Here is a 17,117-nt window from a genome sequence, read left to right on the forward strand (position 1 = left end):
TTCTATGCGGGCGCAAGCTCGCCGCGACTACCACCAAGAGGAAGAGAATCATGCCTAATTCAAGAAACTCGAACTCCGGGAACTTCGCCAACGATCGAACGAAGGCCTCAGAAGCCGGTCGCAAGGGTGGGAAAACCACCACTACGACCGTCGATAAAGACCCGGCGAAACCCGACATGGGCCGCAAGGGCGGTCAGAAATCCCGTTAAAGGATGCAGGTGGTTTTGATTGAGAGGCGGGGGCGAAAGCTCCCGTTTGAATTTGAAAGAGGAGGGCGCGACCATGAACCGGATGGCCACCCGATTATGCAATACCAGTTTTGCCACGTTGCTGGGCCTGTTTGCCAGCGGCGCCTTTGCCCAATCGCCCGCCGAATTTATCGACGAGGCCTCGGCCCAAGGCATGGCCGACATCGAGGCCAGTCGCCTGGCGCACCAGAAGACCGAGTCCAGAGAGGTCAAGGACTACACCATTGTCGTCATCAACGACCGCACCACCGCCAACCAGCACCTGGCGAAAATCGCCAAGCAACTGGATTTGCCCGTGGCCCCGCGGGAAGAAATTGTCGAAAAGGCCAAGGCCCTGATGCCACAAGCCATGGAGGGTGCAACCTTTGATGAGGCCTACACGGCCAGTCAGGTGAAGACCACACAGGAAGCCATCAATCAGCTGCAGCAGGAAGCACAAACCACCGACGTGCCGCAGATCAAGGCGTTCGCCGAAGAAACCCTGCCCAAACTGCAAAATCATCTGCAAATGGCCAAGGCGTTGCAGGCCAGAAGCTGATCATCAGCAGTTGTTCAGATTTTGCTGGCCCTTTTCCTGGACGACGGTGCCGTCCAGGTCAATGGTCAGGCCCTCACCAAGGCTGCGATAGTGCTGTCTCAGCTTTTCCAGCTCCTTGAGGTCCAGCGCCTCAAGCCCCAGCATCGCGTTCTGCGCCTCTTTCGTCACCCGCAACAACTCATCAACCTTCAGATGCAAAATGTCGGTGTCACGGTTCTGCGTGTTCTGGATCAGGAACACCATCAGGAACGTGATGATCGTGGTCGAGGTATTGATGATCAGTTGCCACGTATCGTTGAAATGAAAAATCGGCCCGCTCAGCCCCCACAGAAAAATCAGAGTGATCGCCCCCAGGAAGGTCTTCGGGCTACCGGTCCAGAGGGCGAGCTTCTGCGCGATTTTTGCGAATTTCATGACCATATTCCTTGTAAGGAGGGCGCCTGAATTTGTGACAGCGACGGTGGGATGAAAATTCGGTTGGAGACCCACCTAATGAAGCATGGCGATGGGCAAGGTCTTAATTTTTGGTAGGAATCTTCCTTTGTGCCGGTTTGTGTCTAGTATCAATGGCAGTCAATTTGCCAGCATGTGTTCACACGGATCGAAACCCGAAAAGAGGCTACTCATGGAATTCTTCGAAAAGTTAGCAAGTCTCGCTGCCAAAGTTCGTTTACAGGGCGCTGCCATTCAAACGGAAGAAGCGACCAAGAATGCTTTTGTCATGCCCTTTATCAGCACGGTACTGGGCTACGATGTTTTCGATCCGACGGAAGTGACACCTGAATTTGTTTGCGATATTGGAACGAAGAAAGGGGAGAAAATTGATTACGCAATCATGAAGGCTGGCGAGGTTCAGATTCTCATCGAGTGCAAAAAAATAGGTGAGCCGCTGCACATCAATCATGCCTCCCAGCTGTTCCGCTATTTCCATGTCACCAGCGCTCGAATTTCCATTCTCACCAATGGCCAGGTCTATAGATTTTTCACCGACCTGGACGCGCCTAACAAGATGGACGAGAAACCGTTTCTTGAACTCGACCTGCTGGATATAGACGAGTACTCCGTCCCTGAACTGGTGAAGCTCACCAAGTCTGCGTTTGATGTGGAATCGATCATCAGCGCCGCAGGCGAACTGAAGTACGTCAGCCAAATAAAAAAGGTGATTGCGTCTCAGGTCAGCAAACCGGACGACGATTTTGTGAAAGTCTTCGCTTCTCGTGTTTACGACGGGGTGATTACTCAAAAGGTCCGCGAGCAGTTCCACGAGCTCACGAGAAAGGCTGTAGTGCAGTTTCTCAACGATCAAATCAATGACAGGCTCAAGTCGGCTATGAGTGGCGCCATCCAACCTGTGCCGGCCTCCTTACCCATTGCTACTGGTGACACTGTACAACCCGATGTTCGAGATGAGTCAGAAGACAAGGTACTGACGACGTTGGAAGAACTGGAGGGCTATCACATTGTCCGTGCCGTGGTCCGGTCGGTTGTCGATGCGAAGCGCATTGTTCAACGCGATACTCAAAGCTATTTCGGTATCTTGCTCGACGATAACAACCGCAAGCCGATCTGCCGTCTGCACTTCAATCGTTCGCAGAAATATATCGGCATATTTGACGAAGAGAAAAATGAAACCCGGCACGCAATCAGCTCTGTCGATGATATTTATGAGTACTCGGATCATTTAAAGAAAACTGTCGGCTATTACGATTAACGCTCGTATCAAGAAAAAACCGGCTAATCACGCCGGTTTTTTTTTGAAGTGCTTAGTGATGATTCCCACCAAAAGTGGAATGGAACAGGGCTTATCAGTCGATGTATCGTAGCCATCCGGTTGCTGGTCTTGGCCAGAACAACACACCGACAGGAGAACGCAATGAGTTGGTCCGCCAAACAGTACGTCGCTTTTGAAGATGAACGCACCCGTCCCGCCCGTGACCTGCTGGCGGCCATCCCCGCCGGGAACGTGTGTTCGGCCATCGATATCGGTTGTGGCCCCGGTAACTCCACCGAGTTGCTGGTCGAGCGTTTTGCCAGCGCCACGGTCCGAGGGCTGGACAGTTCGATCGACATGATCGAAGCCGCACGCAAGCGCTTGCCGCAGGTGCAGTTCGACATCGCCGGTATCGACACCTGGAACGACAACGGCCCGTTCGACGTGATATTTGCCAACGCGGTATTGCAGTGGCTGCCTGATCACGCCGTGTTATTGCCTTCACTGGTTAGCAAGCTGGCACCGGGTGGCAGCCTGGCGATCCAGATGCCTGACAACCTCAATGAACCTTCACACCGCTTGATGCGCGAAGTGGCCGCTGACGGTCCCTGGGCAGGCAAACTGGCAGGCGCTGCGGGGCAGCGCACGGAAATGGACAGTGCCAGCGGTTACTACTCGATCCTCAAGGCTTGTTGCACCCGCGTCGACGTGTGGCGCACCACCTACCATCATCCGCTCGCGGGCGGTGCCTCTGGTGTGGTGGAGTGGTTCAAGGGCAGTGGCCTGCGGCCGTTCCTCGATCCGCTGGACGAAGCGGAACGGGCGCAGTACCTGAAGCAATATCAGGCGGCTATCGAGCAGGCGTATCCGGCCTTGGCCGATGGTTCGGTGCTGTTGCCGTTCCCGCGACTGTTTATCGTCGCCACTCGCTGATGCGAACTCCTGTAGGAACTGGCTTGCCAGCGATGGTCTTATAACGCGTGTGATCCGGACAAACGCGGCGCACCTGAGTCCATCGCCAGCAAGCCGGCTCCTACAGTTTGGTGTTCACATATTTTCGACCAGGACGCAGTCCCTTGTAGGAGCTGGCTTGCCAGCGATGGTCGTTAACGATTACGCGTGTGACCTGGATAACCGCGGCGCACCGGAGTCCATCGCCAGCAAGCCGGCTCCTACAGTTTGGCGTTCACATCATTTCGACCAGGACGCGGTCCCTTGTAGGAGCTGGCTTGCCAGCGATGGTCGTTAACGATTACGCGTGTGACCTGGATAAACGCGGCGCACTGGAGTCCATCGCCAGCAAGCCGGCTCCTACAGTTTGGCGTTCACATCATTTCGACCGGGACGCGGTCTCCTGTAGGAGCTGGCTTGCCAGCGATGGTCGTTAACGATAGCGCGCATGAACCGGATAAACGCGGCGCACTCGAGTCCATCGCCGGCAAGCCGGCTCCTACAGGTATGCGTTATCGGTGTTTCCCGGGATTGCGTGAAGTGCTTTTTTACCGTCTGTTCTTTTTCGAGCGCCGGGCACTCAGGTATTCAAAAGCAAACGAGGCAAAGCCGAACAATCCGATCATTGAAATGATCATGATTCCCAACTCTGAATTGTGCATGTTGATCTCGGGGTGAAGGGTGAGCCGGGAGCATAAGGGGTCAATTGCCTGGCTCAACGCTGCACTACGGTTTCTTTATTCGCGTCGCAGCATCTATACGCAAAAGATACGAGCGTCCAGGCGATGGGGTCAGCGCTTAGCGCGAACCTACATCATCAGCGATTTCCACCAGTGCCCACGTGCAGCCTGCGTACTTTGGATCTGCTGCATGCAGGGCAACGCTGCTGGCTGAGGGGAAGGGCGCACCGTACTCGACGAGCATCTCGAAATGCCCCTCAATGACTTGTTGAACCATGGTTATTGCATCCTCCAGATCTTCACCGGCGCTAAAACAGCCTGGCACATCCGGGACTTCCACGCCCCACGCCTGTTCGTCGTCGCCCATGGAAATCGCAATCGGGTAAAACATGTTCATCGTCCTCCATGGAAAAGGCTGATGGGGGTATGAAACGCAAAGGGCGCCTTGAAAGCGCCCGATGGGTTGTCAGGCAGGTTCTGCATCCATGCGTCGAGCAATTACATCCAGCACATCGCAACCGTCACGCAATGGCACGCAGCAGAGTAATGCGAAGTCGCTCAGCACGACCGCGTCAGAGGTCAGGTCGCCACGCATCGCGAGGTTTTCTAGAAGCTGCGTCACGGCGCGAATTCGGTAGCTGGCGGTGCTGAGCAGGGAGTGCAGGGGTTGTGTGGTGTTGACGAAGAGCGAGGGGAGATCGTCGGCGTTGCTGGTTAAAGCCATGAATTCTTTCATGAGTGATTCCTTGAATTAAGGTGAACTACCACTCAGTGTCGCCAAACAAAGGGTGGCAGCTATACGCGGGTTGGCGAACCGGGACAAGGCAAACCGGCAGACCCTAGGGTCTCCCACGCACAGCCGCCAAAAAAGGCAGATGAGTGCGTTCAGAAACGCTCCGAGATAGCTCGGAGGTTTCTGTGCTTTGCCATCGAGTCGCCAAACCCGACACGCCATTTGGGCGCGGTCGAACTATAGGTCTCATGACAAAGCCACAGCAATGCGCAAGTCTACGGACAATTCCCAGTGTCGTGTAGGACGTTGCTTTTTCTCGTGTTTATCTCCGTTGGGCCCTTAAAAGTGGGCCTTGGCACTCACGTTGGCACGCACATCACCAAATTCCGCACACAAAAAAACCGGCCACTTGGGCTAATGCCGATCAATTAAGCCGAGAAACTGCACCTGTGGCGAGGGAGCTTGCTCCCGCCGGGCAGCGAAGCGGCCCCAACAAATGGGCCTGCTGCGCAGTCCAGCGGGAGCAAGCTCCCTCGCCACAGAGTTCTACCGAAGATCACTCTTCACCAGCCCCCATCACTCGATCCTCAAACGCCGAACGCACTGCATCCACAACACGTTGCGCCATGCGCTCATCTTCAAGTATCGGGTACCCTTTTTTCAGCTTGCCGGAGACCTTCCAGCCGTTTTCCTTGATCGAACGGATGAGGCGATTGGCATCCTGATCCGGCATTTCGATCACTTCTTTGAGTTGTTCCTGCGCTCGCTGAAAGATCACCAGTACTCTGGCCTCATCTGCCATCTCCGTACGAATCGTGTGTTCGACAACGCGTGCGGTGTAGAGAACGTGCTCGGTCAGGTCCGGGTATCGCCAGGCAAAGCTCGCGTCTACGTATTCATCGAAAATGAAATTGCTAAGCGTCCCGTCCTCGTAGGTCACGAGTTCGCCAAACCGATAGGCTGCCGCGTACCGGCGCATGAACGGTCGTGAGAACACTTCAAGCGTACGATCGTAGCCGGCCCTGAAATCGATAGAACTGGTGATCGTGGCTGACACGGGCAGGATCACTCCGTCAGGCACTGCCTTGTCCCGTATCAAGGTGTCATTGATCAGGAAGCGATGAATCCGGCCGTTGCCGTCACGCATGGGATGGATGTACACGAAGCCGAAGGCAAGCACTGCGGCGCGTGCCACTGACTCGGCACCCCGTGTTGCGACCTCGAACTCGTTGAGGCCTTCCAGCAGGGGAGCAAGATCTTCAAAGTGCGGGGCAATGTAATGCACGATGTCTTCGCGCATTGTGGCTTGTCCCACGAAGACAGGGGAGCGCCGCAAGCCTAGTCCGATGGCATCGTGGCCCAGAATGCCGGCTTGCAGGGATCGAAGGGTGTCGTTGCTTAATGGGGCTTCAATATGGCCGCAGTGCTGGGCAATGACATGCGCAAACCGCTGGATGCGATCGGCCTGGTCGGCTTCCTTTTCGATGAGAAAGCTCGCGCGCGATTCCTTGAACGACAGCCAACTGGCCGTTCGCATCAGGATGTCGGCACCAAAGGCTTGATCCAACTCATCCAATGCCGCGCGCAGATCGAATTGCAAGGCCTCCCGTACTGACTCTGTACGACGAACCAAGGGGCAGAACCGGGGTGTCCCCGGCAGATTGTTATTGATTCGCCATCGCCGCGTTCGCAACGACTCGCGACGAGTCAGGTAGTTTTCTGGTGAAAGTACATCAACATAGGCGCCATTGGTCACATCAGGCACCTCCAGGCGTTCCCCTGTCAGCCATTCGTAGAGGAATCCTGTGCGACGGGCATACTGACCAAAAGGCTCCCGTCGACACCAGTCTTCAACAGGCTGCGGACCTATGGCCGCAAACAGGCGAGCAAAGAACTCGAGATGAATCTCTTCGTACTTGAGACCGAACTCGAAATGCCCTGCGAAATCGTCTGCAGGGCGGTAGCGTGGCGGATACCTGTTCTCCACGTTTCCGGCACTTTCACGGCTGACACGTACGGTGCCGATCATCGACTGTACGCGCAGAGGTTGTGCCAATGCGATGTTGTAACGGTTCGCGAGGGTCTGGAATCCGACTTGCATTGACGAAATCCTTTACGGGGACAGGAAAAACGCTAACAGGATGTCAGTATTGTGGCGAAATGATAATTTCGCTGGTGGAAAAATACTAATGCTGGATGAAATTTGATACTGAGTTCGTATTTTTGGAGAAAAACGTTAACAGTTTTCAGAGTAGTCGCTACAGCCGCGAAAGAATGTAGTCACCGATCACCGGAAAGTGACCGACCAAGCTATCCACAAATCCGACGCCATCAAATCCCGCCCACAAAAAAACCGGCCACTTGGACCGGTTTTTTCTGTCTACATCCCCCGTCAAAACCACCCTGACGTGAGACCAAAATCTGATTGGAGCGGGTGAAGGGAATCGAACCCTCGTTATCAGCTTGGGAAGCTGGAGTAATGCCATTATACGACACCCGCTCAGAGCGGTGACTTTGTACCAGATGTGCGCGTGGAAATGAAGTTTTTCTTTGCACCAGACGGGTTTAGCGCAGGTGAAACCAAGCCCGGACCGCATGACGGTCGATCGCGGGCAAACCTCGCGCCTGCACAATACGTTTAATTCAGCAGGGCGGGGCTTGCTCGCGATGGCGCTGTTTCAGATGGACAATGCATGGTGGTCCTGGACGTAGTGGTAACGCGGTCGGCTTTCATGCGGTGCCGGCTTCAGGAAGCCCATCAGTGCATTGCGGCTGTCCCGGCAAGCGGCTTTGTGTTCCATGTCGAGAAAGTGCCCGGTGGCCTGCAAGGTAGTGAAGGTGGCGTGCTGCACGTGATTGGCGAACAACCGGGCGCCATCGGCGGCGGTGTATTCGTCCCATTCGCCGTTCATGAACAACACCGGTACGTTGATTTTCTCCGCGGCTTTGAAAAAGCACTGGCGATCACTTTGCAGCAGGTCGTTGATGTGGAAGTGCATCTGCCCGTATTCATGCTCGGCCAGGGAACTGACGTGCCGATAATTGAAGCGTTTGAACAACGTTGGCAGGTGCTTGCCGATGGTGCTGTTCACCAGATTGCCTACCCGGTCACCGTCCCGGCTGCCGAGATAATCGACGCCGCGCTCGAGATAATCGAGCATGTGCGAGTTGATTTCCGGGGAGAACGAGCTGATCACGGCTTTTTCGATGCGCCGTGGCCGTTGCGACAACGCGACCATGGTCGCCGCGCCACCCCAGGAAAACGACAGCACGTGTTCGGCGGCGAAGTGGTCGATCAGCTCAAGAAGGATCTGCCCTTCGACTTCCTTGGTGAGCATTTTTTCATGCAGGTTGTGGGCTTTTGACCGGCCCGCGTAGGGCTGGTCGTAGCAGACGACGTTGAACTGCGGATGGAGGTTTTTCACGGTTTGTGCAAACGACGCAGTCGTGGCCATCGAGCCGTTGACCAGGATAATGGTCTTCTCTGCGGCGTCTGCGCGATAGAACTCCGTGTAAACCCGATACTGACCCTGTATATCCAGCACAGCGATTTCTGGCCTCATGTCATAAGACTCCTGGCAAGCGGGTATGCGCGCAATAGAGATTGCACGAGCTTTGTGACAGGTAGGCATACGCCTGGAATTTGAGAGGCCCATGTCGATCCATTGCAGTCCGGTCGACGGGTATTGTTATTGGCGGGCAGTCTGCCGGATGAGGCCGGAACCCTTGGGTTCCTACCGGCAAAAAGTTTCTTAGAAGTATGGGGTGACTCGTCGGTCACATTTCGGCCGACGTCCTGATTCAAGCAGGGGTCACGTCATCGCGCAAGTGCCGTTGGTAAATTGTTCGACAACTTCTGCTGAATGGTCGGTGGCTTAGATCAATCCGATCTCTTCATCGGTCAGTGGGCGGTAGTCGCCCGGTTTCAACGCGTCGTCGAGCACCAGCGGCCCCATGCGCTCGCGGTGCAGGCGCATGACCTTGTTGTTGAAGTGGCCGAACATGCGCTTGACCTGGTGATAACGGCCTTCGACGATGCTCAGGCGCGCGGACTTTGGCCCGAGCAGCTCTAGCCCGGCCGGTTGCGTGGTGAGGTCTTCGAAGGCGAAGTACAGCCCTTCGCTGAACGTGATCGCGTATTCGGGGCCGATGTCCTGCTCGGTTTCGACGTAATAGACCTTGGGCAGCTTGGTCTGCGGTTGGGTCAGGCGCCGCGACCAGCTGCCGTCGTTGGTGATCAGCATCAGGCCAGTGGTGTTGAAATCCAGGCGTCCGGCGATGTGCAGTTCGTCCTTGTCCGGCTCGTGGATCAGATCGAGTACGGTGGGGTGTTGCGGGTCTTTGGTGGCGCTGACGCAACCGGCGGGCTTGTGCAGCATGAAGTGGCGCAGGGGTTTGCCGACTTGCAGCACATCGCTGTCGACTTCAACACGGCTGAATTCGCGGACTTCGCTGTGCGAGTCGCTGACGATTTTTCCGTCAATCCTGACGCGTCTTTCCACCAGCAACAGGCGCACCTGCTTACGGTTGAAGCACGGCAGGTTGCTGAGGAATCGGTCGACACGCATGACTTACGGATCTGTGAAGAAAGGGGCGCGCATCTTACTTGATCGATTCGGCCGCTGCTTGCAACTGCGCCTCGACTTCGGCGCAGCGCGGGCACAGGCACGAGGCGTTGCGCAGTTCCACCGGCAGCGCCTGGAGCACCGCCGGGTCGATGCTGACGCCGAAGCACCAGCAGGCGCGGTCGGCGGTTCGCGGGTCGGCCAGGGTGCAGTCGTTGGGCGCGCCGCAGGCGGGGCAGAGGTCAGGCGGGTTCATGGACGGAGTGAGACATTTCCACGCAGGTTCGGTTACGGCCACTTTGCTTGGCCCGGTACATCGCATGATCCGCCCGCGACAGCAGGCTGTGCAAGGTGTCATCGGGCTGCAGGGTGGTGAGGCCGATGCTGACGGTCACGTGCAAGGCTTGCTCGTTGTAGGCGTAGCGCTGCTGTTCCACGTGCTGGCGAATTTTCTCGGCGATCATCAGGCCGGTCTTGCCGTCGGTGTCCTTGAGCAGCACGATGAACTCTTCACCGCCCCAGCGGCAGACGATGTCGGAATGCCGCAGGCAGCTCTCCAGATCCCGGGCGAAGCCGATCAGCACCTGGTCACCGGCCAGGTGGCCGTAGGTGTCGTTCAGGGCCTTGAAGTGGTCGAGGTCCAGCAGTAACGCGGTCAGTGGTTTTGGCTCGCGCTTGGCTTCCTGCATGGCCTGCGCAGCCAGCAGGTCGAAGCCTCGACGGTTGGGCAGTTCGGTCAGGCTGTCGAGGATTGCCTGGGCGTGGATCTTATCCTGATAGCGTTTGACCACCCGGTTGAGCAACACCAGCACGGTCACCGTGACCAGCAGGCAGATCAGCAGGTTGAGGTACAGCGACTGGCGGATTTCACCGAGGGCACTGTCTTCGCGTTTGTCGACGAACAGGTACCAGTTCAGCTCCGGGATAAACCGCACGTTGAGGAAATGTCCCTGGCCCTGCGCGGAGTATTCGTAGCTGCCGCTGTGGGGTTTGGGCAGTTGGCTGATCAATTCCTTCATGCTGTCGAGTTCACCGAGCTTCTGCCCGATGTGCGCGCCCTGCGGGCCTCCTTCGGCTCCGGTGAGCACCAGGCGCCCGAAGTTGTCGACGAAATACACGCTGCGCTGATAACGCTGCTGGTACTTGTCGATCAGCTTGATCACGGCGTCGACGGTCAGGCCAACCCCGGCCGCGCCGATGAATCGGCTGTTGTAGTCGTAGACCTTGTAGTTGATGAAGAAGGTCAGGTTGTCCTTGTTGGCGAGGTCCGGATCGACGTTGATCTCGTACGGATCCTTCATGTCGCGCACGCGAAAGTACCAGGCGTCGCGGGGCTCGGTGGCCTTGACCTGTTTGAGGACACCCTTGGCGTGGTAGTAGGTCAGGCTGGTGTTGGAGACGAAGAACGCGGTGTAGGCGCCGTAGTGAGTCATGACCTCGTTGAGGTAACGGGTCATCTGGTCGGAATCCTTTTCACCGTTGACCACCCAGTCGCGCATGAAGGTGTCGCGGGCCATCATCGAGGAAATCAGGATCGGCCTGACCAGGTCTTTCTGGATTTCCGAGTAGACGGTGTCCGACGTCAGCGGCAGTTCGGTGTTGACGATGTTGTCGCGGATCGAGGCTCGGGAGGCGTAGTAACTGAGAAAGGAGGTAGCGAGAAAGCCTGCGCCCAGCAATGCAACCAGCGTGAGGACCAACGAGCGTTGAGAATACAGCGGCGAGCGAAGAGGCATGGCAGTTCCATTGGCAGGCATCCGATGGCATGCATTCTAAGGGTAGTGCGGGGAAATAACTGCTCCATGTGCGCCGCGAATGGTCGTTCCTATGTTCCACGGAGGTTGCGCGTGGTCCCTGTGGGAGCGAGCTTTTGTGGCGAGGGGGCTTGCCCCCGTTGGGTCGCGAAGCGGCCCCAATGCCCAGGCCCGGTTTGTCTCAGGCAAACCGCATGGCAGGATTTGGGGACTGCTGCGCAGTCCAGCGGGGGCAAGCCCCCTCGCCACAAGAGCGCTCCCACAGGGTTGAGTGCGTTTAAGCCAGTGTTTTCAGATACATCCGCCACCCGCCCATATGACTGATATTCACCGCACCCTCCAGTCCATAGGCCTCGCAGATAAACCCGCTCTCCCAGCGACCGTCCGCCAGTTGCACCTTGCCCAATCCCAGTGGCGCCGGAATCCCGGTCAGGAACGAACCCAACTCGCTGCTCGGCAACTCCCAGACTTCCACCGCAATTGCCACGCCGCCATCCTTCACGCGGACCATGCCCGGACGAAACGGCGGGCCGCCGGCCAGGGCATAGAGTTGATAATCCGGCGAGCTGAAGGTCGATTCCAACAAGCAGGCGCCGCGCTGCTTGAGCTGCCAGTTCAACGCCAACCCGTCCAGATGCGCACCGCAGACCACCAGCCGCGCCCGATCATGACGGGCAACCGTCGCCGGTGCGGGCGCGGCCAGGCCGTGCTGACGCTGCAAGGCATCCGCCACGCTCAACAGATACTGGTCGGTAAAGGCTCGGCCAAACAGCGTCACGCCCCATGGCAGGCCGTTGTCCATGAAGGCGCTGGGCACGGCGACGGCGGCGTAGTCGAGCAGGTTCATGAAGTTGGTGTAGTAGCCCAGTTCCGAATTGCGCAGCACCGGTTCGGCCTTGAGCTGCGCCAGCGTCACCGGGCGGCCGATGGTTGGCGTGACCACGCAATCGAGGCCTTCCAGTGCCTTGTCGCACAGGGCTTTGAGCGCTTGCAGGCGGTATTGGGCGCGGAAGGTTTGCACGCCGTCGACGCCAGGTGCCTTGGCCAATACGGCGCGAATCACCGGCAACACGGCCTCGGGATTCTGCGCCATCAACTCACCGGCCACGCTGTAGCGCTCGGCCACCCACGGGCCTTCATAGAGCAAGCGGGCCGCCTCCAGAAATGGCGACAGATCCAGTTCCACCGCTTCGCCGCCCAGGGCCTTGAGGCGGTCGATGGCATCACCGAACAACAGCGGGCCTTCAGGGCAACCGAAGAATTGCAGGTCCTGCGCACGCGGTACGCCGAAACGGAAGGGGCGTGGTGTACCGAACGCCGAGCCGTCGTTCCACAGCGGGTTGCTGCGGCTGTATTCGTCCCGTGGATCGAGGCGTGCGGTGAGCGCCAGCAACTGGCTGGCCTCCCGCGCCGTGGCGGTGAAGGTGGTGACGCAATCCAGCGTACGACAGGCCGGTACCACGCCGGCCGTCGAGATCAGGCCCTTGGTGGCTTTCATGCCGACCAGATTGTTCAACGCCGCCGGCACGCGCCCGGAGCCGGCGGTGTCCGTACCCAACGAAAAACTCGCGACGCCGAGTGCCACCGCCAGCGACGAACCGGCGCTGGAACCGCCCGACGGATACTCCGGCAACACGCTGTTGGGGCAGGCGCCGTAGGGTGAGCGGCTGCCGTTGAGCCCCGTGGCGAACTGGTCGAGGTTGGTCTTGCCCAATGGAATTGCACCGAGGGCCAGCAGTTGTTCGACGATGGTCGCCGAGCGCTCCGGCACGTAGGCAAATGCCGGGCACGCTGCCGTGGTCGGAATGCCCGCCAGGTCGATGTTGTCCTTGATCGCGAACGGCACGCCATACAGCGGCAGGCTGTCGGGGTCGCGACCGTCGAGGGCGGCGAGGTAAGGTTCCAGCTCATCAAAGCTGAGCAAGTGGATGAACAGGTGATAGTCCGGATTCAGTGCCGCGGCTTTGTCCCGCAGGCTCGGCAGCAGTTGCCGGGGCGTGAGGCTGCCGTCGCGGTAGGCACTGCGCAGGGCGTCGAGTTGCAGATTGATATTCATGGTGTCGGTCCTTTTCAAAATGGGCTCAGTCGAGTTCCAGCACCACGACGCGCTGTCCGGCACGCACCGCCGAACCCGGTTGCACGCGAATCTCGCGCACCACGCCGGCCATCGGTGCGAGCAGGGGGATTTCCATCTTCATCGACTCCAGGATCACCAGCACATCACCGGCGTCGACGCGGCTGCCAGCCTCGACCTGGACCTGCCAGAGGTTGCCGGCGATGTGGCTGTCGACGCTCTGTTGACCGCTGGCCAGCGGCGCCTCTTCGGACGCTTGCGAAGCCGGCTCCTCACTGTCGAAATGCGCCTGGCCACTGGCGATCCAGCGTTCGCGTTCGGCGTTGAACGCCCCTTGTTGCTGCGCACGAAAAGCGCCGATGGATTGCGCTTCCCGAGCCAGGAACGCCTGGTAATCCGCCAGGTTCAACTGACTGTGCTCAATGTTCAGGTCGAAGCGCCCGAGGGGGAAATCCCGGCGGATGCGCAGCAGTTCATCGGCGCTGACCGGGTAGAAACGGATCTGGTCGAAAAACCGCAGCAACCACGGTTTGCCATCGAACGCGGCCACTTCGCGGTAGCGGTTCCACATCTGCAGCGTACGCCCGACAAACTGATAACCGCCGGGGCCTTCCATGCCGTAGACACACATGTAGGCGCCACCGATGCCCACCGAGTTTTCCGCCGTCCAGGTGCGCGCCGGGTTGTACTTGGTGGTCACCAGGCGATGACGGGGGTCGAGCGGGGTGGCGACCGGGGCACCGAGGTAGACGTCACCCAGCCCCATCACCAGGTAGCTGGCGTCGAACACCGTGCGTTGCACTTCATCGAGGTTCGGCAGGTCGTTGATGCGACGGATGAACTCCAGGTTGCTCGGGCACCATGGGGCGTCCTTGCGCACGGTGGTCATGTATTTCTCGATGGCCAACTGGCACGCCGGATCGTCCCAGGACAGCGGCAGGTGAACGATGCGCGAGGGTACTTGCAGGTCCTTGGCGGCGCACACGGCGTCCCATTCGCCGGCGACGATGCCGAGCAGATCGGACAGTGGCAGTTGTTCGGGCTGGTAGTGGACCTGCAGGGAACGGATGCCGGGGGTGAGATCGATCACGCCGTGAAGCTGTTTGCTTTCCAGGGCTTGCATGAGGGCGTGGGCGCGAAAGCGCAGGACCAGGTCGAGTTCCGGGGCGCCGATTTCCAGCAGCAAATGCGTGTCGCCCGACAACCGTGCAACCAGCCGCGTGTCCTCCTGTCCAATATCCAGCACTACAGGCGACACAACCCCCTGTAGGAGCCGGCTTGCTGGCGATGAAGTTGTCGCGGTGTCTGCCAGGGCCCCATCGCCAGCAAGCCGGCTCCTACAAGGGGGAGTCCATTTCAGGGCGAGGTCGCGGGCGGTCTGGAGATCGACGGGGGAGAACTGCACCTTGTCTCCAGCCTTGAGCTGCCCCAACTGCCAAAGATCCGCCTCGATCACCGTCACCGGGCACACGAACCCGCCGAGGCTCGGACCGTCCGGGCCGAGGATCACCGGCATGTCACCGGTAAAATCCACCGCGCCGATCGCATAGGGATTGTCGTGAATGTTCGACGGGTGCAGACCCGCCTCGCCACCGTCGGCGCGCACCCACTCAGGTTTCGGCCCGATCAGGCGCACACCGGTACGGCTGGAGTTGAAATGCACTTCCCACTGCGTGGTAAAGAAGGTGCCGATGTAGTTTTCCGTGAAGTATTCCGGGGCGCCGTGGGGGCCGTAGATCACGCGAATCTGCCGAACTACTGGCAGCTCGGTGACCTGCTCTTCAGCCAGTTGTTCGCCGGCACTGCGGTCATTCAGGGCTGGCAGGTGCAACACATCACCGGCTCGCAACGCGCGACCACCGTGGCCGCCAAACTGGCCCAGGGTGAAGGTGCTTTTGCTGCCCAGATAATCCGGAACCTGCAGGCCGCCGCGCAGGCACAGATAGCTGCGCGCGCCCGCACCGGCAATGGTGCCGAGGCTCAAGGTGGATCCTGCGGCGACCAACAGCGCAGTGTTCATCGGCACAGTTTCGCCGTTGAGCAGCAATGGAATCACCGCGCCAGTCACCGCCACCACCGCCGCGCAATTGAAGCGCAGCAATGGCCCGCTCATGGTGATTTCCAGCGCCGCTGCGCCTTCATCATTGCCCAGCAAACGGTTGCCCAGACGCAGCGCGCGACTGTCCATCGGACCTGACGGCGGTACGCCAACGGCCCAGTAACCGAGACGGCCGGGGTAGTCCTGAACGCTGGTTTGCGTTCCGGCGCTGAGCACCTCGAAGGTGTTGGCCTGATAGACCAGGCCTTCCAGGCAACGGGTCCACGGCTGGCCGCTGGCGAAAGGCGCATCCAGCAGAATCTGCCGCAGGTAGTCGCGGTTGGTTTCCACGCCGTAGAGCAGGCTGGCACCCAGCGCTTGATGCAGATCCGCAGTGGCTTCTTCGCGAGTCGGTGCCCAGCAGATGACCTTGGCGATCATTGGATCGAAGTACGGCGGGATCTCGCAGCCCGCCTCGACCCAGGTGTCGATGCGCAGTTGAATGCCATTGGTCGCCGGGAAATCCACGGCGGTGAGCAACCCCGGGCTTGGCTGAAAGTCGCGACCCGGATCTTCGGCATATAACCGCGCCTGAATCGCATGACCTTCTGGTTTCAAACCCGACATCAGATCGCTCAGCGGCGGCAGATCACCAGCGGCCAGTTGCACCATCCAGCGCACCAGGTCGACGCCCCACACCTGTTCAGTGACACCGTGCTCCACCTGCAAACGAGTGTTCACTTCAAGGAAATAGAAACGCTGGGCATCGCTGTCGAATACGAATTCGACGGTGCCGGCGCTGCGGTAACGCACCGCTTTGGCCAGTTGGATCGCTGCCGCGCACAGCTCATCGGCCATGCCCTCGGGCAGGTTCGGCGCCGGGGTTTCCTCGAGGACTTTCTGGTTGCGCCGCTGTACCGAGCAATCGCGAACGCCGAGGGCGATCACTTCGCCGCGACCGTCGCCGAACACCTGCACTTCCAGATGGCGGGCACGCTGGATGTACTTCTCGATGAACACCCCGGCGTCGCTGAAGTTGTTCTGGCCCAGACGTTTGACCGCTTCGAAGGATTCGCTCAACTCGGCGGCGCTGCGGCACACGCGCATGCCAATGCCGCCACCGCCAGCCGTGCTCTTGAGCATGACCGGGTAGCCGACCTGTTTACCGGCCAGCAGCGCAGCGTCGAGGCTGTCGAGCAGTTCGGTGCCTTCAAGCATCGGCACGCCGTGTTGTTTGGCCAGGGCGCGGGCAGTGTGCTTGAGGCCGAACACCCGCAGTTGTTCAGGGGTCGGGCCGATGAAGGCGATGTCGGCGGCCTCGCAGGCTTCGGCGAACGCGGCGTTTTCCGAAAGAAAACCGTAGCCGGGATGGATCGCCGTGGCGCCCGTGGATTTGGCGATAGCGAGGATTTTATCGACCGCCAGGTAAGTGCCGGCGGCCGCGCCTTCACCGAGGCTGTGGGCCTCGTCGGCTTGCAGGATGTGCAGGCTGGCGGCGTCGGCTTCGGAGTACACGGTAACACCCTGCACTTGCAGTTCACGCAAGGTGCGCAGGATGCGGCAGGCAATGGCGCCACGGTTGGCAATCAGGACTTTTTCGAACATGGCATAACCCCCGGAGGCGATAGCGCATCAGCCTCGACTGGGATGCGGGCCGTCCCGCAGTTTTTCGAAATGCACCGGGGTCGTCCCTGGTGGCAGAATCAATTCGCTCAAAAACACCGCCGATCCCCTGTGGGAGCGGGCTTGCTCGCGAAGAGGGCGTGTCAGTCAGCGTTGATGTGTCTGATACACCGCTTTCGCGAGCAAGCCCGCTCCCACATTT

Annotated in this window: 14 protein-coding genes, 1 tRNA gene and 1 pseudogene; 5 read left to right on the plus strand and 11 right to left on the minus strand. The window is 59.1% G+C overall.

Translation table 11 applies throughout. The features are described 5' to 3' along the window. Positions 1 to 50 precede the first annotated feature (50 nt). Together QMK54_RS06770 and QMK54_RS06775 are read left to right on the plus strand one after the other, a co-directional pair. Positions 51 to 209: a KGG domain-containing protein gene (locus tag QMK54_RS06770; RefSeq protein ID WP_007982976.1), complete on the plus strand. Its 159-nt coding sequence runs from the start codon at positions 51 to 53 to the stop codon at positions 207 to 209. A 73-nt stretch (positions 210 to 282) separates the two neighbouring features. Continuing rightward, positions 283 to 786, plus strand: a complete 504-nt coding sequence (locus QMK54_RS06775; RefSeq protein ID WP_110661696.1) for a DUF4142 domain-containing protein — start codon at positions 283 to 285, stop codon at positions 784 to 786. Positions 787 to 789: 3 nt separating this feature from the next. On the opposite strand, the gene QMK54_RS06780 is transcribed toward QMK54_RS06775, so the two are convergent. Beyond that, a complete protein-coding gene (locus QMK54_RS06780; RefSeq protein WP_110661695.1) occupies positions 790 to 1,200 on the minus strand; it encodes a low affinity iron permease family protein in 411 nt (136 codons plus the stop codon). A gap of 211 nt (positions 1,201 to 1,411) precedes the next feature. Here QMK54_RS06780 and QMK54_RS06785 point away from each other — a divergent pair, with 211 nt between their 5' ends. The 3 genes from QMK54_RS06785 (at position 1,412) to QMK54_RS06795 (ending at position 4,126) form a co-directional block, all read left to right on the plus strand. Beyond that, positions 1,412 to 2,497 carry a type I restriction endonuclease gene (locus QMK54_RS06785; protein WP_110661699.1) on the plus strand — a complete coding sequence of 362 codons (1,086 nt, stop codon included), beginning with the start codon at positions 1,412 to 1,414 and terminating at the stop codon, positions 2,495 to 2,497. A gap of 162 nt (positions 2,498 to 2,659) precedes the next feature. Beyond that, complete coding sequence (tam, locus tag QMK54_RS06790) at positions 2,660 to 3,430, plus strand: trans-aconitate 2-methyltransferase (RefSeq protein ID WP_320402248.1); 771 nt, start codon at positions 2,660 to 2,662, stop codon at positions 3,428 to 3,430. 435 nt (positions 3,431 to 3,865) lie between these two features. Then, on the plus strand, positions 3,866 to 4,126 hold the full coding sequence (locus tag QMK54_RS06795) for a hypothetical protein (RefSeq protein ID WP_320402249.1): 261 nt from the start codon (positions 3,866 to 3,868) through the stop codon (positions 4,124 to 4,126). Positions 4,127 to 4,270: 144 nt separating this feature from the next. Here QMK54_RS06795 and QMK54_RS06800 read toward each other — a convergent pair. The 10 genes and pseudogenes from QMK54_RS06800 to uca all read right to left on the minus strand — a co-directional run. Further along, positions 4,271 to 4,519: pseudogene (locus tag QMK54_RS06800) on the minus strand (type II toxin-antitoxin system HicB family antitoxin); the annotation flags it as partial. Between the two features lie 75 nt (positions 4,520 to 4,594). Continuing rightward, positions 4,595 to 4,864: a short-chain dehydrogenase gene (locus tag QMK54_RS06805; protein WP_223591499.1), complete on the minus strand. Its 270-nt coding sequence runs from the start codon at positions 4,862 to 4,864 to the stop codon at positions 4,595 to 4,597. A 553-nt stretch (positions 4,865 to 5,417) separates the two neighbouring features. After that, positions 5,418 to 6,962, minus strand: coding sequence for a Fic family protein (locus QMK54_RS06810; protein ID WP_110662372.1), 1,545 nt, complete (start codon positions 6,960 to 6,962; stop codon positions 5,418 to 5,420). A gap of 325 nt (positions 6,963 to 7,287) precedes the next feature. Next, positions 7,288 to 7,361, minus strand: a tRNA-Gly gene (locus tag QMK54_RS06815). 178 nt (positions 7,362 to 7,539) lie between these two features. Beyond that, complete coding sequence (locus QMK54_RS06820) at positions 7,540 to 8,424, minus strand: alpha/beta fold hydrolase (RefSeq protein ID WP_110662373.1); 885 nt, start codon at positions 8,422 to 8,424, stop codon at positions 7,540 to 7,542. A 312-nt stretch (positions 8,425 to 8,736) separates the two neighbouring features. Continuing rightward, positions 8,737 to 9,429: a 16S rRNA pseudouridine(516) synthase gene (locus tag QMK54_RS06825; protein ID WP_223591497.1), complete on the minus strand. Its 693-nt coding sequence runs from the start codon at positions 9,427 to 9,429 to the stop codon at positions 8,737 to 8,739. Between the two features lie 34 nt (positions 9,430 to 9,463). Then, positions 9,464 to 9,682, minus strand: coding sequence for a cysteine-rich CWC family protein (locus QMK54_RS06830; protein WP_110662853.1), 219 nt, complete (start codon positions 9,680 to 9,682; stop codon positions 9,464 to 9,466). Further along, the gene (locus QMK54_RS06835; protein ID WP_223591495.1) at positions 9,669 to 11,162 is read right to left on the minus strand and encodes a sensor domain-containing diguanylate cyclase; all 1,494 of its coding nucleotides are present in this window, start codon (positions 11,160 to 11,162) and stop codon (positions 9,669 to 9,671) included. The genes QMK54_RS06830 and QMK54_RS06835 overlap by 14 nt, the downstream gene beginning before the upstream one ends. A 295-nt stretch (positions 11,163 to 11,457) precedes the next feature. After that, entirely contained in the window at positions 11,458 to 13,236 is a 1,779-nt protein-coding gene (atzF, locus tag QMK54_RS06840) for an allophanate hydrolase (protein ID WP_223591493.1), read from the minus strand. A gap of 25 nt (positions 13,237 to 13,261) precedes the next feature. Continuing rightward, on the minus strand, positions 13,262 to 16,897 hold the full coding sequence (gene uca / locus QMK54_RS06845; protein ID WP_320402250.1) for an urea carboxylase: 3,636 nt from the start codon (positions 16,895 to 16,897) through the stop codon (positions 13,262 to 13,264). Positions 16,898 to 17,117: the final 220 nt, after the last annotated feature.

This window comes from Pseudomonas sp. P5_109, from assembly GCF_034009455.1.
GTDB lineage: Bacteria > Pseudomonadota > Gammaproteobacteria > Pseudomonadales > Pseudomonadaceae > Aquipseudomonas.